The 20,183-nt window shown below is 61.0% G+C and carries 17 protein-coding genes; 6 read left to right on the plus strand and 11 right to left on the minus strand.

The genetic code is table 11. From position 1 onward, the window contains the following. Positions 1–32: 32 nt before the first annotated feature. The 4 genes from ATO10_RS01585 (at position 33) to ATO10_RS01600 (ending at position 4,279) form a co-directional block, all read left to right on the plus strand. Positions 33–2,006: a heme lyase CcmF/NrfE family subunit gene (locus ATO10_RS01585; RefSeq protein WP_035248258.1), complete on the plus strand. Its 1,974-nt coding sequence runs from the start codon at positions 33–35 to the stop codon at positions 2,004–2,006. A gap of 4 nt (positions 2,007–2,010) precedes the next feature. Beyond that, complete coding sequence (locus ATO10_RS01590) at positions 2,011–2,466, plus strand: cytochrome c-type biogenesis protein (RefSeq protein ID WP_035247141.1); 456 nt, start codon at positions 2,011–2,013, stop codon at positions 2,464–2,466. A 69-nt stretch (positions 2,467–2,535) separates the two neighbouring features. Next, positions 2,536–3,312, plus strand: a complete 777-nt coding sequence (locus ATO10_RS01595; protein ID WP_035247143.1) for an enoyl-CoA hydratase-related protein — start codon at positions 2,536–2,538, stop codon at positions 3,310–3,312. Positions 3,313–3,460: 148 nt separating this feature from the next. Next, the gene (locus tag ATO10_RS01600) at positions 3,461–4,279 is read left to right on the plus strand and encodes a DUF2189 domain-containing protein (RefSeq protein ID WP_035247146.1); all 819 of its coding nucleotides are present in this window, start codon (positions 3,461–3,463) and stop codon (positions 4,277–4,279) included. A 72-nt stretch (positions 4,280–4,351) separates the two neighbouring features. Here the strand turns inward: ATO10_RS01600 and gltA are convergent, their stop codons facing one another. Beyond that, positions 4,352–5,647: a citrate synthase gene (gltA, locus tag ATO10_RS01605; RefSeq protein WP_035247150.1), complete on the minus strand. Its 1,296-nt coding sequence runs from the start codon at positions 5,645–5,647 to the stop codon at positions 4,352–4,354. 77 nt (positions 5,648–5,724) lie between these two features. Then, entirely contained in the window at positions 5,725–7,128 is a 1,404-nt protein-coding gene (gene gltX, locus ATO10_RS01610; protein WP_035247153.1) for a glutamate--tRNA ligase, read from the minus strand. Positions 7,129–7,207: 79 nt separating this feature from the next. Between gltX and ATO10_RS01615 the strand changes: the two genes are divergently transcribed. Further along, positions 7,208–9,232, plus strand: a complete 2,025-nt coding sequence (locus ATO10_RS01615) for a ComEC/Rec2 family competence protein (protein ID WP_035247156.1) — start codon at positions 7,208–7,210, stop codon at positions 9,230–9,232. Between the two features lies 1 nt (position 9,233). Here ATO10_RS01615 and lexA read toward each other — a convergent pair whose 3' ends face one another. The 6 genes from lexA to ATO10_RS01645 form a co-directional block, all read right to left on the minus strand. Then, the gene (gene lexA, locus ATO10_RS01620; protein WP_035247158.1) at positions 9,234–9,923 is read right to left on the minus strand and encodes a transcriptional repressor LexA; all 690 of its coding nucleotides are present in this window, start codon (positions 9,921–9,923) and stop codon (positions 9,234–9,236) included. Positions 9,924–10,015: 92 nt separating this feature from the next. Next, complete coding sequence (locus tag ATO10_RS01625; RefSeq protein ID WP_035247161.1) at positions 10,016–11,188, minus strand: molybdopterin molybdotransferase MoeA; 1,173 nt, start codon at positions 11,186–11,188, stop codon at positions 10,016–10,018. Beyond that, entirely contained in the window at positions 11,188–11,664 is a 477-nt protein-coding gene (gene moaC, locus ATO10_RS01630; RefSeq protein ID WP_035247163.1) for a cyclic pyranopterin monophosphate synthase MoaC, read from the minus strand. Before moaC ends, ATO10_RS01625 begins: the two co-directional genes overlap by 1 nt. Beyond that, the gene (trpC, locus tag ATO10_RS01635) at positions 11,664–12,467 is read right to left on the minus strand and encodes an indole-3-glycerol phosphate synthase TrpC (RefSeq protein WP_035247166.1); all 804 of its coding nucleotides are present in this window, start codon (positions 12,465–12,467) and stop codon (positions 11,664–11,666) included. Before trpC ends, moaC begins: the two co-directional genes overlap by 1 nt. After that, entirely contained in the window at positions 12,464–13,486 is a 1,023-nt protein-coding gene (trpD, locus tag ATO10_RS01640) for an anthranilate phosphoribosyltransferase (protein ID WP_035247169.1), read from the minus strand. The genes trpC and trpD overlap by 4 nt, the downstream gene beginning before the upstream one ends. Further along, positions 13,483–14,064 (minus strand): anthranilate synthase component II, encoded by a 582-nt coding sequence (locus tag ATO10_RS01645; protein WP_035247172.1) that lies wholly within the window; start codon positions 14,062–14,064, stop codon positions 13,483–13,485. The genes trpD and ATO10_RS01645 overlap by 4 nt, the downstream gene beginning before the upstream one ends. 112 nt (positions 14,065–14,176) lie before the next feature. Here ATO10_RS01645 and ATO10_RS15835 point away from each other — a divergent pair, with 112 nt between their 5' ends. After that, positions 14,177–15,580, plus strand: a complete 1,404-nt coding sequence (locus ATO10_RS15835; RefSeq protein ID WP_051597884.1) for a divergent polysaccharide deacetylase family protein — start codon at positions 14,177–14,179, stop codon at positions 15,578–15,580. Between the two features lie 3 nt (positions 15,581–15,583). Here ATO10_RS15835 and trpE read toward each other — a convergent pair whose 3' ends face one another. From trpE to ATO10_RS01665, 3 genes are all read right to left on the minus strand, one after another. Next, on the minus strand, positions 15,584–17,095 hold the full coding sequence (gene trpE / locus ATO10_RS01655; RefSeq protein ID WP_035248261.1) for an anthranilate synthase component I: 1,512 nt from the start codon (positions 17,093–17,095) through the stop codon (positions 15,584–15,586). Positions 17,096–17,105: 10 nt separating this feature from the next. Further along, positions 17,106–18,944 (minus strand): peptidyl-prolyl cis-trans isomerase, encoded by a 1,839-nt coding sequence (locus ATO10_RS01660; protein WP_035247176.1) that lies wholly within the window; start codon positions 18,942–18,944, stop codon positions 17,106–17,108. Positions 18,945–19,013: 69 nt separating this feature from the next. Then, positions 19,014–20,180 (minus strand): aminotransferase, encoded by a 1,167-nt coding sequence (locus ATO10_RS01665; RefSeq protein ID WP_035247178.1) that lies wholly within the window; start codon positions 20,178–20,180, stop codon positions 19,014–19,016. Positions 20,181–20,183 lie beyond the last annotated feature (3 nt).

Raw genomic sequence — 20,183 nt, forward strand, 5'->3', positions numbered from 1 at the left:
ACTTGGCGCAGGCCTAACGTATGGTCTGCGCCATGATTGTAGAACTCGGCCACTTCACCCTGATCCTCGCCCTCATCGTTGCTATCGTGCAGACGGTGATCCCTTTAATCGGCGCCCACAAAGGTTGGGCCAACTGGATGGCGGTGGCGGAACCTGCTGCCAGCGCGCAGTTCTTGCTGGTCGGGTTCAGTTTTGCCGCACTGACTTATGCCTTTGTCACGTCAGACTTTTCGTTGTCTTTGGTGGTGGCGAATTCGCATACGGCCAAGCCGATGCTGTACAAAGTGTCTGGCGTGTGGGGGAACCACGAAGGCTCTATGCTGTTGTGGGTACTGATCCTGACGCTGTTTGGCGCCATGGCAGCGTGGTTTGGCGGCAACTTGCCCAGCACGCTGAGAGCCCGTGTTTTGGCGGTGCAAAGCTCGGTGACTGTGGCCTTTATGGCCTTTGTTCTGTTCACCTCAAACCCGTTTGCGCGGCTCGAAGTTCCGCCCTTTGACGGGCGCGATCTGAACCCGTTGCTCCAAGACCCTGGTTTGGCCTTTCACCCGCCGTTCCTTTATCTTGGCTATGTCGGGCTTTCGATTTGCTTTTCATTCGCCGTTGCCGCCTTGATTGAGGGGCGCGTTGACGCCGCTTGGGGCCGCTGGGTGCGCCCTTGGACGTTGCTCAGCTGGCTCTTCCTGACGATCGGAATCGCGCTGGGTTCGTGGTGGGCCTATTACGAGCTGGGCTGGGGCGGTTTCTGGTTCTGGGATCCGGTTGAAAACGCCTCATTCATGCCGTGGCTGCTGGCGGCCGCATTGCTGCATTCCGCCATTGTCGTGGAAAAACGGGAATCCCTTAAAAGCTGGACGATCCTGCTGGCGATCATGGCCTTTGGGTTCTCGCTCATCGGGACATTCATTGTGCGTTCCGGGATCATCACATCTGTTCATGCCTTCGCTTCGGACCCGTCGCGCGGGGTGTTTATTCTGGGCATTCTGGCGTTCTTCACCGGCGGGGCGCTGATGCTGTTTGCGCTGCGCGCCAATTCGATGCAGGCCAAGGGCGTCTTTGGCATGGTGTCGCGCGAAAGCGCTTTGGTGATGAACAACATCCTTTTGGCCGTGTCGGCACTGGTGGTCTTTGTGGGCACAATCTGGCCGCTGATTGCCGAGATGACCTTTGGCCGCAAGCTTTCTGTTGGCGCACCGTTCTTTGACATGGCCTTTACACCGTTCATGATCGTGCTGGCGCTGATCCTGCCGATTGGGGCGGTGCTGCCATGGAAACGTGCGCGCATCGGGCGCGCAGTGAAGCAAATGCGTTGGGCCTTGGTTCTGGCGGTGGCGCTGGCAACGCTTGCCTGGGCGATGCAGACCGGGCGCTCGGCGCTTGGGCCGGTCGGTGTGTTTCTTGGTACATGGCTGATCGCTGGGGCTGCGGTTGACCTGTTCCTGCGTTCGGGTCGGGGCAATTTTGCCAGCAAATTCGCCCGCATGTTCCGCCTGCCGCGTGCAGACTGGGGCAAGTCAATTGCCCACGCCGGGCTGGGCGTAACCATGGTGGGTATTGCAGGGATGTTGGCCTGGGAAACCGAAGACATTCGGGTCGCCGAGATTGGCGATCGGTTTGAGGTCGGGCAATTCGGTGTGCAACTGGACGGTGTCGAGCAGGTGCGCGGGCCGAACTATATTGCGGTGCAGGGGCAGCTGAGCATCTGGCGCGATGATCGCAAGCTGTTCGATCTGCGGCCCGAAAAGCGCAACTATCCCGTTGCCCGCATGCCCACCACCGAGGCCGATATCCACAACGGCTTTCTGCGTGACATCTATCTGGTGATTGGCGATCAGCAGGAAGGCGGTGGCTGGGCTGTACGTACCTATATCAAGCCGCTGGCTAACTGGATCTGGGCTGGCTCGATTATCATGGCGCTGGGCGCGGGCTTTAGCCTGTCGGACCGGCGCTATCGTGTGGCCGCGGGTGCGCGTAAATCGCCGGCCAATGCCGTGGCGGCGGAGTAAGACGATGAAGAAGCTTCTGATCGTTCTGGCCCTGATCGCGGCCCCGATGGCGCAGGCCGTGGAACCTTCTGAAATCCTGCCCGACCCGGCGCAAGAGGCGCGGGCGCGCGAGATTTCGAAAGGGTTGCGCTGCCTTGTGTGCCGCAACGAAAGCATCGACGATTCCAACGCTGATCTGGCGCGCGATTTGCGTGTTTTGGTGCGCGAGCGCATCACCGCGGGAGACAGCAACAAAGAAGTGGTCGAATTTGTTGTCGATCGCTACGGCGAATATGTCTTGTTGCGCCCTCTGGCGAGTGGCTCAAATCTGGTTCTTTACATCATTGGCCCCGTCGCGCTTCTTGCAGCGCTGGGAATCGGGTTTATCTATCTGCGAGGACGTCGTCGCCCTGCGGGTCAGGTGCCCGATGGTCTGAGCGCGGCAGAGGCCGCGCGATTGAAAGAAATTATGAAAGACTGACCCAGCGTTTCGCTTTGCGCCAACCCGGCGCGCACTAAGGTGGGCGCAATTGGAAGGGGAGAAGCGGATATGGATTATCAGACCATCCAACTGACGATCGACCAGGATGTCGCGGTACTGACCTTGAACCGCGCCGACCGGATGAATGCGCTGAATACACAGATGCGCGCCGAGATTGACCACGCCGTACGTTCCAGCGGTGATCTGGCGCGGGTGCTGGTGATTACCGGGGCAGGGCGCGCATTCTGTGCCGGTCAGGATCTGGGCGAGGGGGGCAATGCCTCGCAGGTGGATCTGGAACGCACCCTGCGGGACGAATACGAACCCATGCTGGAACGGATTTACAGTTGCCCGATCCCCACCATAGCCGCGGTGAACGGGGCCGCGGCGGGGGCTGGGGCCAATCTGGCGCTGGCGGCGGATGTTGTCATCGCGTCCGAAGAAGCCAGCTTTACCCAAGCCTTCACCAAGATCGGTCTGATTCCCGATGCAGGGGGCACCTATTGGCTGCCGCGTCAGGTGGGATTTGCCCGCGCGATGGGCGCAGCCTTGTTCGCCGAACCAATTACCGCGCACCAGGCGCTTGAATGGGGCATGATCTGGGAGGCAGTGCCGCCGGCCGCATTTGAGGCCCACTGGCGCGCCCGCGCGCAGGCTTTGGCCTCGGGGCCGACGGTGGCCTATGCCAAGGTCAAACAAGCGCTACGGGCCTCGTATCGCAACACCCTGGAAGAACAACTGTCCCTTGAAGCCAAGCTGCAAGGGGATTGCGGCCATACCCGCGATTTCAAAGAAGGCGTTCTGGCCTTCCTGGAAAAACGCAAACCGCAGTTTGAGGGGCGCTAAGCCCCAAGCGGGCAGGGGCGCTGGCACGGGCCCCTTGCCCTGACGCCCTGCCAAATGCAAACATACCTTTAGGGGAGGCGCGCCTCTATCGCGGCTGGCATGTGTATCGCACCGCCAGCGCGGTGCCATGCTTTGGGAGGAGCGTGCCATGACATCCAAGACCGAAGGGTCCCCACCACAAAACACCGCACCCGTATCACCGCCCGGCCTGCCCAAGGTCAACAAAGTCTCTGCGGAAGATATCAAAGCGTCGTTGAAAGCCGGATTCACGGACTTCATGGCGCGCCCCTTCCTGAGCGGCTTTTTTGGCCTGTTTTACGCCGTGTTCGGCATTTTTGTTGTCGGGACATTGGTCTGGTGGGGCAAGGTTTGGATGCTTATCCCCGCGGGTATCGCCTTTCCGCTGGTTGCGCCCTTTGCCGCTGCGGGCCTGTATGAAATGTCGCGCCGTTTGCAAAAGGGCGAAGGGTTCGGTTGGTCGGAAATCCTTACCGTCATGGCACACCAGCGCAAACGGGAAATGGGCTGGATGGCCTTTGTCACCCTGTTCATCCTTTGGGTATGGTTTTACCAGTTTCGCACTGTGCTGGTGTTCACGCTGCAAAACGCGTCCTTCTCGGATCTAAGCGGGTTCTTCAACGCGGTGCTGTACACCCCCCGGGGCTGGACCTTCTTGGCGATTGGCAGCTGTGTCGGGGCGTTTCTGTCGATGGTGCTGTTTACATTGACCGTGATCGCGATGCCGATCCTGTTGGACCGCGAGATAGATTTCGTCTCGGCCATGCTCACGTCAATTCGCGTTGTCAGAAAAAACCCACGCGTGATGTTGGGCTGGGCTGCGATCATTGCGGTGACGATGTTGCTGTCGCTGGTCCCTGCGTTTCTGGGCCTGATCTTTACCCTGCCGATTCTGGGCCACACCACATGGCATATCTATCAGCGCGCGGTGCAGCCGGCGTCAGGGTGATTACTTGGGAGCTTGGGCAAAGAAAAAGGCCGCCCACGGGGGCGGCCTTAATTCGTGTTCTATGAGAACAGCTTAGCGGTCTTCGACTTCTGTATAGTCGCGCAGGGTCGGACCGGTATAAAGCTGACGCGGGCGACCGATTTTCAGGCCCGGCTCGGAAATCATCTCTTTCCACTGGCTGACCCAGCCCACGGTCCGCGACAGAGCGAAGATCGGGGTGAACATCGAAGTGGGGAAGCCCATGGCCTCGAGGATGATACCCGAGTAGAAATCCACGTTCGGGAACAGCTTCTTGTCGGCGAAATACGGATCGGCCAGAGCCGCGGCTTCCAGCTCTTTGGCAACCTGCAGAACCGGGTTGTTTTCGACACCCAGCAGGTCCAGCACTTCGTCGGCCGATTTTTTCATCACCTTGGCGCGCGGGTCGAAGTTTTTGTAGACGCGGTGACCAAAGCCCATCAGGCGGAACGGATCGTCCTTGTCTTTGGCGCGAGCGATAAACTCGGGGATGCGATCCACCGAGCCGATCTGACGCAGCATTTCCAGACAAGCCTGGTTGGCGCCCCCGTGGGACGGCCCCCACAGGCAGGCGATACCAGCAGCGATACAGGCAAACGGGTTAGCGCCCGAGGACGAGGCCAGACGCACGGTCGAGGTCGAAGCGTTCTGTTCGTGATCCGCGTGCAGGGTAAAGATACGGTCCATCGCGCGGCTCAGGATCGGGTTTACCTCATAGTCTTCGGCGGGCACGGCAAAGCACATGCGCAGGAAGTTCGATGCGTAATCCAGATCGTTGCGCGGATACACAAACGGCTGACCGATCGAGTACTTATAGGCCCAGGCGGCGATGGTCGGCATTTTCGCGATCAGGCGGTGCGAGGCGATTTCGCGCTGGCGCGGATCCGAAATGTCGGTGCTGTCATGATAGAATGCCGACATGGCGCCAACCACACCCACCATAATGGCCATCGGGTGCGCGTCGCGGCGGAAGCCGCGGAAGAACCCGGTCATCTGCTCATGGAGCATAGTGTGACGGGTAATGGTGTTTTCAAACGTTTCCAGTTCGGCTGCCGTCGGCAGTTCACCATAAAGCAGCAGATAGCACACTTCCAGGTAATGGGACTTTTCGGCCAGTTGGTCGATCGGATAGCCACGGTGCAGCAGCTCGCCTTTGCCGCCATCAATGAAAGTGATGGTGGATTCGCAGGACGAGGTCGAAGTGAACCCCGGGTCATGCGTGAACACGCCGCCCTGCGCATAAAGCTTGGTGATGTCGATAACGTCCGGCCCGGCGGTTGGGCTGTGGATCGGCAACTCCAGAGTCTTATCGTCAATGGTGAGCGTCGCGGTCTTGGTGCTGTCTGCCATACTTGTCCCTCTTTCAGAAACCGGCGCGCAAATCGTGCCGGTTGGTGCATTTGGTCAAACGGGCGAGGATCGCCCGTTTAGGACTGTGCGTCATTTATCCGGCTGAGCGTCTCCTCCCGGCCGATGACGATCATCATGTCGAATACGCTGGGTGATACTGTCCGCCCGGCCAAAGCCGCACGCAATGGTTGCGCGAGCTTGCCAAGCTTCAGGTCTCTCTCCTCCGCGAATGAGGCCACGACAGCCTCCAGCGCTTCACGCGACCAGCTAGCATTTTGCAGGTGCGGCGTCAATTCACCCAGTATACCACGGGATACATTATCCAGTGCTTTAGCGGCTTTCTCATCCGGTACAAATGGGCGTGAACCAAGAATAAAGTAAGCTTTTTCAATGAGTTTCCCGAGCGTCTTCGTGCCGCTCTTCATGCTGGGAAGGGCCGCAACAAATTTTTCTTTTTGCATATCTGTCAGGGGAGCTGCATTAGTTGCAGCCAGAAATGCCTCCGTTTCGCGCAGCAGTGCGGCATTGTCAGCAGCGCCGATATGCTGGCCAGACAGGTTTTCCAGCTTTTTGAAGTCAAACCGGGCCGGGGATTTGCCGATTCCGTCAAAGCCAAACCACTCTTTGGCCTGCGCATCGGTAAAGAATTCGTCATCACCATGGCTCCAGCCCAGACGCGCCAGATAGTTGCGCATCGCGGCGGCGGGATATCCCATGGTCTGGTATTCCTCGACGCCCAAAGCACCGTGTCGCTTTGACAGTTTCTTGCCGTCAGGGCCGTGGATCAGCGGGATATGCGCCCAGACCGGCACGTCCCACCCCATCGCGTCATAGATCATCATCTGACGCGCGGCATTGTTCAGGTGGTCATCCCCCCGGATCACATGGGTCACGCCCATGTCATGGTCATCGACAACAACGGCCAGCATGTAGACCGGGGTGCCATCTGAACGTAACAGGATCATGTCATCCAGCTGATCATTGCGAATGGTGACATCGCCCTGCACCTGATCGCGGATCACGGTGGTGCCCTCCTGCGGGGCCTTAATGCGCACCACAAAGGGGGCATCTGGGTGGCTGGCCGCATCTGCGTCACGCCAAGGGCTGCGAAACAGGGTCGATTTGCCCTCGGCTTTGGCGGCGTCGCGGAAGGCGGCGATTTCATCCTGTGTGGAAAAACATTTATACGCCTTGCCCTCGGCCAGCAGCTGTTGGGCAACTTCGGCGTGGCGATCAGCCTGTTCGAACTGGCTGACCGGGTCTCCATCATAGTCTAGCCCCAGCCATTCCATGCCTTTCAGGATCGCCGCGGTGGCCTCGGGTGTCGAGCGCGCGCGATCGGTGTCTTCGATACGCAGCAAAAACTTGCCGCCACGCCCCCGGGCATAGAGCCAGTTGAACAGGGCCGTACGGGCGCCTCCAATGTGCAGGAACCCGGTGGGGGAAGGGGCGAAACGTGTGACGACCTGAGCCTCGGACATGGGCGTGTTAACCTTCTGGCAACCAAATGGGGAATAGCGTTGGCGTCTGAGTAATCAATCACGCCGGAGTTCTCAAGCCATGCGCGTGCTGGGGGCCATCGCCGCACAGCGCGGTCATCTGTTTCACTGGGTGCCCGTGGCGCTTGCCTTCGGGGTGGGTGGCTACTTTGTGCTGCCAATGGAACCCAGTGTAATTGGCTGGGGGGCGATCATCGCATTGGCGCTGGTGCTGGGTGTTCTGGCGCGGCGCCTGCCCGAAGCCGTTTCGCCCTTGGCCAGTATTCTGTTTTTGATGCTAATCGGGCTTTTGCTGATGGGGATGCGGGTGCAGATCGTCGATGCGCCGGTGCTGAGCTATCGGTTTTACGGTGCTGTTGAAGGGCGCGTCACTGCGATTGATCGCTCGCACGCTGATGTCACCCGTATTACCCTTGATCAAGTCTGGATGGAGCGCCAACGTGTCGCGAAGACCCCCAAATATGTGCGGGTGTCGTTGCACGGTGGGGTGGCCGGGTTTGACCTGACGCCCGGTCAGAAAGTGGCGGTCACCGCGAACCTTTCGCCGCCCCCCGGCCCGGCCGAGCCCGGGGGATTCGATTTTCGCCGCCGTGCATGGTTTGATCAACTGGGCGCGGTGGGCTATGCGCGCAGTCCCGCAATGCTGATCGCGCCTGCCGGGTCTGGTGCATCCTTATGGGTGCATCTGCTGCGGGTGAATTTCTCTCGGATGATCCGGGCACGGGTTCCGGGCGATGAGGGTGCTTTCGCCGCCGCGATCCTGACGGGCGACCGGGCCGCGATATCCAAGCCGATGCTGCAGGCGTTGCGGGATTCAAATCTGGCGCATTTGCTGGCGATTTCTGGGCTGCACATGGGGCTGTTGACAGGGTTGGTCTTTGCCGGGCTGCGGTACGGGTTGGCGCTGATCCCGCCGCTTGCATTGCGCTGGCCTGCCCGCAAAATCGCCGCGGTGACGGCACTGGGCGCCGCGGCATTTTATCTGATGCTGTCCGGGGGCAATGTGTCGACGCAGCGCGCATTTATCATGGTCTCTGTCATGCTTATCGCCGTTCTGGCGGATCGGCGCGCTTTGACGCTACGGGCGGTGGCGTTGGCGGCGGTGATCGTTTTGACCATCGCGCCGGAAAGCTTGCTGGAGCCGGGCTTCCAGATGTCCTTTGCTGCGACCACGGCGCTGGTCGCGGTATTTGGCGCGTTGCGCCGCTGGCCCGAACACTGGCCGCGTGCGCCGGGGTGGCTGAAGCCGGTGATTGCGGTGGTCATCTCTTCGGCGGTTGCGGGGATTGCGACCGCGCCGTTTGGGGCGGCGCATTTCAATCAGGTGGCGCAATTTGGGCTGTTGGCCAATGTGCTTAGCGTGCCGTTAATGGGTGCGGTGGTGATGCCGGCCGCACTGATCGGGTTGATTTTATTCCCTTTCGGATTGTCCGCCCCGGCGTTCGAAGTGATGCGATTGGGCATTGCATGGATTCTGGGCGTGGCACAATGGGTTGCCGGATTAGACGGCGCGACGTGGCCGGTTGTCGTGCCCGGACCGGCGGTGTTGCCGCTGTTAAGCCTTGGGGCTCTGTGGCTGATCTTGTGGCGTGGTCCTGCACGATGGGGGGGCATTGTGGCGGTTCTGGCGGCGATGGCTCTGTGGTCTCAGGCCAGCCGACCGGCCTTGCTGGTGTCTGAAAATGGCGCGTTGGTCGGGGTGTTGACCGAACAGGGGCGCGATTTGAACAAGCCGCGCGGCGATGGGTTTACCGCTGAAAGCTGGCTTGAAAATGACGGTGACAGCGCCACACAAGAGCAGGCCTTTGCGCGCAAGGGATGGCAGGGCGGGCAGGGGATATGGCAGGCCCATGTCGGGGCACAGCCGATCATGCATGTCTCAGGGCGGGGGTGGCGCGATCTGCTGCCTGTCGCGTGCCGTCAGGGCTGGGTGATTGTCGGCAAAAAGGTGCAAGAGCCGCCGCCAGATTGTGTGCTGATTGATCAGACCCATTTGCGGCGCACCGGCGCTTTGGCCGTTCTGCCGGGCGCGGACGGGCCGCGCGTGATCCATGCGCGCCAAGCCGGGCGCCCATGGTCGCCCTAATTCAGTAGCTGCGGATCAAGCCCACCAGACGGCCCTGAACCTTCACCTGATCCGACCGCAACACGCGGGTTTCATAGGCCGGGTTGGCGGCCTCAAGTGCGATCATATCGCCCTTGCGGCGAAAGCGTTTCAGTGTGGCCTCATGGCCTTCGACCAGTGCAACGACGATCTCACCATTGTCGGCAGTCGTCTGTTCGCGGATCACAACGACATCGCCATCGTTGATCCCCGCGTCAATCATCGAGTCACCTTTGACTTCCAAAGCGTAATGGTGGCCACGGCCTGAAACCATGCCACCGGGGACTGCCACGGTATGGGAAACCTCAGAAATGGCCTCAATCGGTGTACCGGCTGCAATGCGCCCCATAACGGGCAATTCCATGGCATGTACCGCGTCCACGGGCATCGCCCCCGAAGGCGGTGGTGGCGGTGCGTCTCCTTCGATCACTTTGGGGGAAAACCCTTTGTTTTCCATCGCTTCTGGAAGTTTGACGATTTCAATCGCTCGGGCACGGTGGGCCAGTCTGCGGATAAAGCCCCGTTCCTCCAAAGCAGTGATCAGGCGGTGAATGCCGGACTTGGAGCGCAAGTCCAATGCTTCTTTCATTTCATCAAACGAGGGCGGAACCCCGTCGCGTTGCACGCGTTTGTTGATGAAATCGAGCAATTCCAATTGCTTACGTGTCAGCATGTCGCCACCTCCGGCTCTCAAACCTCTCCGCATCTGTGCGGATTTGTTCTCTCATGTTCTACGCATGTTCTTGTTTTGTGTCAACAGGGGCGTCAGACCGGCAGATACTCGACCAGTTCGCCTGCGTTGCGGGCCGGGTCATGGGGCGGGCGGGCGATCAGTGCGCGCGCTTCGGACAGAACCGTCAGCAAGGCACTGTCCTGACTGCCAAATGCGTCCAGGCCTTCGTTCGTCAGCCGCGCCCGCATGTAATGCTCGCGTGGGCCATTCGCGGGAAGGTCGCTGGCCAAAGGGGCCGTCTTGCGCGGCGCAGGGGCTTGCCCCAATCCCATCATGGCGCGCAGGGCGGGCAGAACGAAGACCTGACCACAAACCAAGGCCGATACCGGATTGCCGGGCAGGCCAATCATGGCGGCGTTGCCCATGCGCCCTGCCATCAGCGGTTTGCCCGGGCGCATCGCAACCTTGTAGAAGCTTTGATCCATTCCCAGATCCGCTGCGACCTGACCGACCAGATCATGATCCCCGACCGAGGCTCCGCCAATTGTCAGCACCAGATCTGCGCCTTCAGCCAAGGCGAACACCTGCTTGAGGCTCGCCTCCGTGTCGCGGGCGATGGGCAGCATGCGGGCGATGCCGCCCTCGGCCTCTATCATGGCTTTCAGCCCAAAGCTGTTTGATGCAACGATCTGATCGGGGCCGGGCTCTTCGCCGGGCATGACCAGTTCGTTCCCGGTGGCGATAATGGCGACCTGCGGGCGTGTAGAGACCGTCACCTCGGCCACGTTCATGGCGGCCAGCAGCGCCAGATCGGCAGGGCGGAGCACGCGCGGGGCGCTGACTTCAGCCCCGACCGAAAAATCCGCACCTTGCTGGCGTATATGGCTGGCCTGACCGGGGTCATCGGTGATCGTGATCGTGTCGCCGCTGCGACTGGTGTTTTCCTGAATGACAACCTTGTCAGTGCCTTCAGGCACCGGGGCGCCGGTGAAAATACGTACGCATTGGCCCGCGCCGACACGGCCCTGAAACCCTGCGCCCGCAGCGGATTCCCCGATCACCTTAAACTGGGCGTGCAGATCGGATTCGATGCCTTTGAGGGCATAGCCGTCCATGGCCGAGGCATTGAAAGGGGGTTGGTCGCGGCGCGCTTTGGCGGGCACTGCCAGCACCCTGCCTGCGGCCTCTGCCAGCGAGATGACTTCTGTTCCCAGAGGCTTGGAAAGCGCAAATATATGGCCCAGAGCCTCTTCAACTGAAATCATCACTTCGCCTCGTATCTGCCTGATTTACCACCATCTTTCAGGACCACGCGAATGTCTTTTATCTCCATCCCCTTATCTGCGGCCTTGAGCATGTCATAGACCGTTAGGGCGGCGACATTGATGGCAGTCAGGGCTTCCATTTCAACCCCGGTCTGACCCGTGGTCTTGACCGTGGCCTCGATCTGTACACCGGGAAGGTCAGCGTCCGGTGTCAGCTCGACAGCGACCTTGGTGATAGGCAGCGGGTGACACAGTGGGATCAGGTCAGCGGTTTTCTTGGCGCCCATGATACCGGCCAAACGCGCGACGCCCAACACGTCGCCCTTTTTGGCGGTGCCTTCGGTGATCAGCGCCAGCGTTTCGGGCCGCATTTTCACGCAGCCGCGCGCGATGGCGATGCGGTCGGTGATGTTCTTGGCCGAGACATCCACCATATGCGCGTCGCCCTTGGCGTCGAAATGGGTCAGATCGGCCATTACGCGGGCACCTTGGGGTTGGCCAGAAGCGCGCGAGTGGCAGCGGTGACATCGTCCTGACGCATCAGGCTTTCGCCGATCAGGAAGGTGCGCGCGCCGTAATCCGCCATGTCGGCCAGATCCTGCGGGGTGAACAGCCCGCTTTCGGACACCACCAGCCGGTCATCGGGCACCCGTTTAGCCAGCTCACGGGTGGTATCAAGCGAGGTCTCGAACGTCTTCAGGTTGCGGTTGTTGATGCCCAGCAGCGGCGATTTCAGCGCCAGCGCGCGGTCCAGCTCTTCGCCGTTGTGAACCTCGATCAGCACATCCATGCCCCAGCCGAACGCGGCGTCTTCCAGTTCGGCGGCCTGGACGTCAGACACCGAGGCCATGATGATCAGAATGCAGTCGGCGTTCAGCGCGCGGGCTTCGGCCACCTGATAGGTGTCGTACATGAAGTCCTTGCGCAAAGCAGGCAGGGAGGTCGCGGCGCGGGCCTCGGTCAGGAAGGACTTCGCGCCCTGAAAGCTGGGCGTGTCGGTCAGAACCGACAAGCAGGTCGCGCCGCCGTCCTCATAGGCTTTGGCCAGAAGCGGTGGGTTGAAATCAGCGCGGATCAGACCCTTGGAAGGGCTGGCCTTCTTGACCTCGGCAATCAGGCCGTAACCGGTTTTTGACGCCTCAATCAGCGCGTTGGCAAAGCCGCGCGTGGGGTCGGCGGCTTTGGCCTCGACTTCAACATCGGCCAGCGGTTTGGCGGCCTTGTCGGCGATAATTTCGTCCAGCTTATAGGCTTTGATACGGTCCAGTGCGGTGCTCATGCGGCGGCTCCTTGGGTCAGCTCCGCCAGTGCGGTGATTTTGGCCATGGCGTGGCCTGCGTCGATGCTTTCAGAAGCCATTTCAATGCCTTGTGGCAGGTTGTTCACCTTGCCTGCCACCTGCAATGCGGCAGCGGCGTTCAGCAAAACCGCATCACGATAGGCACCTTTTTCGCCCGCCAACACAGCGCGCAGCGCAGCGCCGTTTTCTTCGGCTGTGCCGCCGGTGATGTCTTCAAACGGGTGGGTCGGCAAGCCGGCCTCTTCGGGATGCAGCTCGCGCTCTACCACGGCACCATCTTCGACAGCAGCGATCCAGCTGGTGCCGGTAATGGTCAGCTCATCGGTGCCGTCCGAGCCATGCACCAGCCACGCCTTTTCCGAGCCAAGCGCCAGCAGGGTCTCTGCCATCGGGCGGATCATCGCGCGCGAAAACGCGCCGGTCAGCTGACGTTTGACGCCCGCCGGGTTGGTCAGGGGGCCAAGGATGTTGAACACGGTGCGCGTGCCCAGCTCCAGCCGCGTCGGCATGACATGTTTGATGGCCGGGTGGTGCATCGGGGCCATCATGAAGGCGATGCCGATCTCGGCCAGCGCCTGTTCCACGACATCCGCGCCGACCATGACGTTCACGCCCATCTGGCCCAAAGCGTCTGCCGCGCCTGACAAAGACGATGCCGCCTTGTTGCCGTGCTTGGCAACGGGCACACCGCAGCCCGCCACAGTAAAGGCCGTGGCGGTTGAGATGTTCAGGGTTTTTTTGCCCGAGCCCCCCGTGCCAACGATATCAATCGCGCCCGCAGGGGCGGCGACCTTGTTGCACTTGGCGCGCATGGCTTCGGCCGCACCGGTGATTTCCTCAACGGCTTCGCCACGGGTGCGCAGGGCCATCAGGAAGCCGCCGATCTGGCTGGGCGTGGCGTCGCCGTCAAACAGCACGCCGAAGGCCTCGGCGGCTTCTTCACGGGTCAGCGGGCGTTCGCAGGCGGCACCAATGAAAGGTTTCAGAAGGTCGCTCATGCGGGCACCTTTACCGTATCGAGGAAGTTCTTGATCAGTGCATGCCCATGTTCCGAGCGAATGCTTTCAGGATGAAACTGCACGCCGTGGATGTTCTTGGTCTTGTGGCGCAGGCCCATGATCAGCCCGTTATCAAGCCATGCATTGGCCTCCAGACAATCGGGCAGGCTTTCGCGTTCAACGGTCAGCGAGTGATAGCGGGTTGCCTCAAACGGTGAAGGCAGACCTTTGAAAACGCCGGTACCATTGTGATGCATCGTGCCCATTTTGCCGTGCACGATTTCACCCGCGCGGATAACCTTGCCGCCAAACACCGCGCCAATGGTCTGATGCCCAAGGCAAACGCCGAACAGCGGGATGTCAGCCTCGGCGGCGGCTTCGGTCAAAGCCATGCAAATGCCTGCTTGGGGCGGGTCGCAAGGGCCGGGCGAAAGCACGATGGCCTCGGGCTTTAGCGCCATGGCTTCCTGCACGTTCAGCGCGTCATTGCGGTGTACCTGCGCTGGCCAGCCCAACTCGCCCAGATAATGGACGAGATTATAGGTGAAACTGTCATAATTATCGATCAGCAGTAGCATTGGCTGGCCTTTGATGAATAAGGGGTGAACCCTTTGCGTGGTCGGGCTATACATGTTCAGAGCAGCACGCCGGGGTCAAGGGCTTGGGCACAAGAACAGGAGGTACGGGGACATGCGAAGTGTAGCAGGTGGTCTGACCTGGGGCGTAGTGGCCTCGGCCGTGGGGTTGACGGTATTTTCGCTGACCGCGCCGATGCGGGACAGTTCCAGTTTTGCGCCAAGCGTGCCTGCGACTGACTCCACACCCGATACAACGCCCCCCCAGATGGAACCCGCCGCCGCGCCGGAAACCGTGCCCGTGGTACCCTTAGAACCAGATGCAGAACCGGTTGAAGCGCCGACAACAGGGCAGGTTGATCTGCCGCCCGGGTCCGAGTTCAACAAACCCGCCGAGGATGGTGCGGCTACGGTGTCTCAACCCGATGACCCTGCAGTACCTGGCACATCGGCCCCGGCCTTGCCTGGTGGCAGCACACAGGTCGAGCCGCCCAATCCTGACACCAACCCGGGCAGCGCTCCGGCGCCGGGCACCGCTGTGCCCGATGGAATCACTGCACCGGATGCGGCCGTAACTGACCCGGCCCTGCCGCCAACAGGCGAAGAGCCGGTGTTGCCAAACCCCGAATCTGCAACGCCTCAGGTGCCTGAGGCTGACCCCGCCCCAACCCCGCCCATCGGACAGATTGGCGAGGCCCCGGCCCCTATAGGGTCGGGCGCGGCAGCGATTGGTCTGCCACAGCCGGGCTTTACCTTTGAGACACCGAATGTGCGCACCGGGCGTTTGCCCTCGGTCGGGCAAGATCCCGAGCCCGCCCCCGAAGTCGACCCGGAGCCGGTAAACTTGGGGGCGCTGGCCCGCAACGCTGTGCCGTTCAAACGTTCAGGCGACAAGCCGCTGATGTCGATTGTGATCGTGGATGAGGGCGATTCCGGATTGGATCGCGCGACGCTCAGCACGATTTCGTTTCCAGTGGCTTTCGCGATTGATGCAGCGCGCCCCGACGCCGTCGAGGCCATGCGCGCCTATCGCAAAGCCGGGTTCGAAACCATTCTTATGACCGGTGGGTTGCCTGCCGGGGCCACACCGCAAGACCTTGAGGTCACGTTGCAAAGTTATATGGCGCAGATGGATCAGACCATCGCGCTGATGGATGTCGAAGGTGGCATTCTGGGCAGCAGCCGTGCCTTGCAGACTCAGCTGATTCAGATTGCCGAAGACAGCGGCCATGGCGTGGTCAGCTTTGATCGGGGCCTGAAGACGATTGATCAGATGGCCAAGGCCGCCAAGGTGCCCTCGGCGCTGATTTATCGCAGCATTGATGATCAGGCTGAAAGCGCGCCGGTTATCCGTCGCGTACTGAAACGCGCAGCTTTCAAAGCCGGGCAGGACGGTGCGGTTGTCATGTTGGGCCACAGCCGCCCAGAAACCGTGACTGCACTGTTTGAATGGGCGCTGGAAGGCAGCACCGAGGTCGATCTGGCGCCGCTGTCCGAGGTGCTGAAGTTCCGCTGGTAAAGCTTAGCGATTGCCGGATTGTGAGAACAGCCCAGCATCCTGCGCCGCGCGGCGGATCGCTTTGGATTTATTGACCGTTTCCTGAAACTCGGACTCGGGGTCGCTGTCATACACAACGCCGCCGCCGGCCTGAATGTACAGCTTCTCGTCCTGCAACACAGCGGTACGCAGCGCGATACACATGTCCATATCGCCATTGGCGGCGAAGTAACCCACACCACCGCCGTAAACGCCACGTTTTTCCGGCTCCAGCTCGTCGATGATCTCCATCGCGCGGACCTTGGGCGCGCCTGAAACCGTGCCTGCGGGCAGACCGGCCAGCAGGGCGGACAGGGCGTCATGGTCATCACTGATTTCGCCCACAACGTTCGACACGATATGCATCACATGGCTGTAGCGTTCGATGATGAATTCTTCGGTCGGGCGCACGGTGCCGATCTTGGCGACGCGGCCCACATCGTTGCGGCCCAGATCCAGCAGCATCAGATGCTCGGCCAGTTCTTTCTTGTCGGCCAGCAGATCGGCCTCCAAAGCGCGGTCCTCTTCGGGTGTGGCGCCACGGGGGCGGGTGCCGGCGATCGGGCGAATGGTGACCTCACCATCAAACACGCGCACCAGAATTTCGGGGCTGGCGCCGATCACCTGAAACCCGCCGAAGTTAAAGTAGAACATGAACGGCGAAGGGTTGGTGCGGCGCAGGCTGCGGTACAGCGCAAAGGGCGGCAGGGTAAATTCCTGCGTCCAGCGTTGTGCTGGGACGACCTGAAAGATGTCACCGGCGCGGATGTATTCCTTGGCCTTTTCAACCGCGTCCAGATAGCCCTGCTTGGTGAAGTTCGAGACAGGCTCGCCCACCACAGCGCTCTCGCCCAGATCGCGGCTGGCATCGGGCACAGCGCGTTCCAGATCGCGTACGGCATCCATCACGCGCTCGGCGGCTTGGGCATAGGCGGCCTTGGCCGACTGGCCCGAATTGGCCCACGCGGGCGACACAACGATTACCTCGCCTTTGACGCCGTCCAGCACCGCCACAACCGACGGGCGCAGCATCAGCGCATCAGGCAGGCCCAGCGGGTCGGGGTTCACATTGGGCAGATGTTCGACCAACCGGATCATGTCATAGCCCAGATAGCCAAACAGCCCGGCCGCAATCGGCGGCAAGCCATCGGGCAGATCAATCCGGCTTTCGGCGATGATCGCGCGCAGGGTTTCCAGTGGATGTCCCTGCAAATCTTCAAAAGCGTCTGCATCAAACCGGGCCTGACGGTTCAGGCTGCTGGCTTCGCCCCGGCATTTCCACACCAGATCGGGTTTCATGCCAACAACCGAATAGCGCCCGCGAACTTCGCCGCCGGTGACCGATTCCAGCATGAAGCTGTCTTTGCCAGCCTCGGTCAGTTTCATCATCAGGCTGACGGGCGTATCCAGATCAGCCGCCAGACGGGCATAGACGACCTGATTTTCACCGGCCTCATAGCCTGCTTTGAACGCGTCGAATGTCGGGGTCAGAGCCACCATCAGAGCCTCACGGAAGTTGCGCGTGGACAGCGCGGATCGCGGCTTCGTCCAAGGTCAGCCCGACGTCATTCAGACGCGACTGCGCGAAGTAAACAAAGATATCCTGCGCCATGGCGCCAGCGGCTTGCTGCTGGAATGCCGACAAGACGGCTTGCAGCGTGGCATCTTCGGCGTCCGCGGGCAGGGCGCCCGTCATTTGCAGCAGGTACACCGCGCCATCAGGCGCCGTCACGATGGTCGCCCCCCCGTCTTCCAAAGCGAACAGCGGCTCTACCAAGGCAGCAGGCGCAACGCCCGAACGTGCCACCGGTTCGACCGTCTGGCTGTTCAGCCCCAACGAGGCAAAGCTATCGCCCGCGTCCAGCAGGGCCTTCATCGCTTGCGCCTTTTCGGCCAGAAGGCGTGCCGCTTCAACCACTTGCCACCCGGCGATGGCTTCGTCACGGACGGCGTCCAGCGGGCGCAGTGCAGGTGGGGTGATGGCGTTCAGACGCAGCGCAAACAGGCCGCCGTCTTCCAGTTCGATCAGTTCAGGAAAGTCGCTTTCGCGGGCTTGTGCGGCGGCCGTGCGAAAGGCCTCATAGCCGGCAATGTCCGCATCCTGCCCGGGGAAATAGGAAATTTGACCCAATTCCATGCTGGTGTCATTGGCCAATTCTTCCAGTGTGGCGCCGGCAGCCAGCAGATCGTCCAGATCGGTGATCATGTCGCTGATGATGCGGCGGGCACGGTCTTGAACGATCTCAAGGCTCAGATCGCCTTTGGCTTGTTCGAAAGTAACGGTCGAGCCATCCAGAATCGCGTTCATGCGGATCAGGGCAGGGCCCAGGTTTGACATTACCGGCCCGGCGACACCCGGCTCGGTCAGGGCAAAGACGTCGGCGCCCGCGCTGCCCAGCTGGGCCTTTGTCACATCGCCCAGATCAATCTGCGACAGTTCCAAACCGCGCTCGGCGACCAGTTCGTCAAAGCTTGCCTCGCCCGCGTCCAGACGATCCCGCGCGTCTTGGGCCGCGGCCTCGTTGGGGTAAACCAGTTGCTCAACCAAACGACGCTCCGGGCGGACATATTCGGTGATCCGCTCGTCATAAAGCTCGCGCAGGGTGGTTTCATCCACCGTGACTTCGTCAGCCAGCATATCGGGCGTCAGCAAGGCATAGGTGATGTCGCGGCTTTCGGGGGTGGTAAAGGTGCCTGCGTTGGCTTCGTAATAGCTTTGCAGCGCGTCGTCCGAGGGCAGGCCCACCGGTGTGTCCAACTGGCTTTCCGACAGTTGCGCATACACATACGAGCGGCGCGCGCCAAAGAAGTTCGAGATCACATCGGTATAGGCTTGCGGCACTTCGGTGCCTGACAGCAAGGCGCCGCTGATCAACGAGCGGGCGGTGTCGCCGCGCAGCTGCTCTTCGAACTCTGCCTCGGTCAGGCCGTTTTGTTGCAGCGTATAGCGATAGGCCTCGCGGTCAAAATTTCCGTCGGACCCTTGGAACGAGGCGATATCCAGTACCGCCTGACCGACCGGACCATCGCCGATATCAAGGCCCATGCGGTCAAGTTCGTTGTCCAGCGTCGCATTGGTGATCGCCTGAGCACGAGCCGATTGCACGATGCCCAGTTGCTCGGCTTCGATCACGGTCAGCCGTTCGCCGGTCTGGTTTTCAACATCGCGGATTTCACGCTGCAGCGTGGTGTAATAGCTGTTCAAAGAGATTGGCGTGTCACCCACTGTGCCGATGCTTTGAATCGAGCCGCCAAAGTTGGTGATGCCAAAGCCGCCCAGGCCGACAATCAACGCCACAATAATCATCCAGACAAAGAAATTGCCGGTTTTCTTGGCTACGCTCATCGGGCCCGTCCTTTTCACACAAATGGGTCGTCAGAGCTGTGTAAGCGCTTGCTGCAAGACCCGCAAGCACTAGGGGGCAAAGCCGCGCAGCCGGGCGAATAAATCTGCGATCCCCTGACTGTCGATATTGGCGAATGCAATGCGCATTTCGTGTCCGCCAGCCGGGTCGCTTGCGGGGCGGAACATGGTTCCGGGCAGGGCCAAAATACCCGCGTCACGTACCAATTTCGGGGCAAGTTCATCGGATGGCAAATCAAACGGATGACGGAAATAGCCAAAATACGCGCCACAGCCAAGCAGATCCCAGCCGGGCAGGGTGCCCGTTTCCATCGCTGTCCTGCGGGCCAGGATTTCATCGCGCTCGCCAGCCAGCCACTGGTCCAGATTGCGCATGCCCCACAGGGCGGCGCGCTGACCCAGTTGGTTGGGGCAAATGGTGACGGTGTCCAGAAACTTCTCTACCTGTGCCAGCCGGGCCGGGCTGGTCAGCGCCGCGCCGACGCGATGACCAGTCAGGCGATAGGCCTTTGAAAAAGAGTAGAGCTGAATCAGCGTGCTGTCCCAATCCGGGTCGCTGAACAGATCATGCGGTGCGTCCGGGGCCGCGTGAAAGTCGCGATAGGTTTCGTCGACGATCAACGCAATGCCGTGGGCCTTGGCCAGATCATAGAAAGCACGCAGCAGCGGGGCTGGGTACTCCACACCGCAGGGATTGTTCGGGCTGACCAGCACGATGGCGCGGGTGGCCGGGGTGATCAGCGCTTTGGCTTGGTCGGGGTCGGGCAAGAGGCCTGCCCCGCATGGCAGCGGAACGGCCTTAACCCCAGACATATCCAACCACATTTTGTGGTTGAAATACCAAGGGGTTGGAAGGATAACTTCATCCCCCGGCGCGGCCAGCGTGGCGGTGATGGCGCAAAAGGCTTGGTTGCATCCGGCCGTTATCGCGACCTGGCCCTCGCGGATCGTTCCACCATAGATGCGGCTGGTCTTTGCGGCCAGTTCCGAGCGCAGGTCGGGCAGGCCCAGAACCGGGCCATAAAGATGCGCGGAAGCGTCCTTGAGCGCGGCCTCGGCGATGGCCTGACGCATCCCTTCGGGGGGCGGGTCGACGGGCGCGGCTTGACTGACATTGATCAGCGGGCGATCAGGCGGGAAAGTTACCCCTTCCAACCAACGCCGAGCCTCCATTACGGGGGGCGGGGATGTGTTGGCAAGATGGGGGTTTATCAACATGGA

Source organism: Actibacterium atlanticum (genome assembly GCF_000671395.1).
GTDB lineage: Bacteria > Pseudomonadota > Alphaproteobacteria > Rhodobacterales > Rhodobacteraceae > Actibacterium_D > Actibacterium_D atlanticum.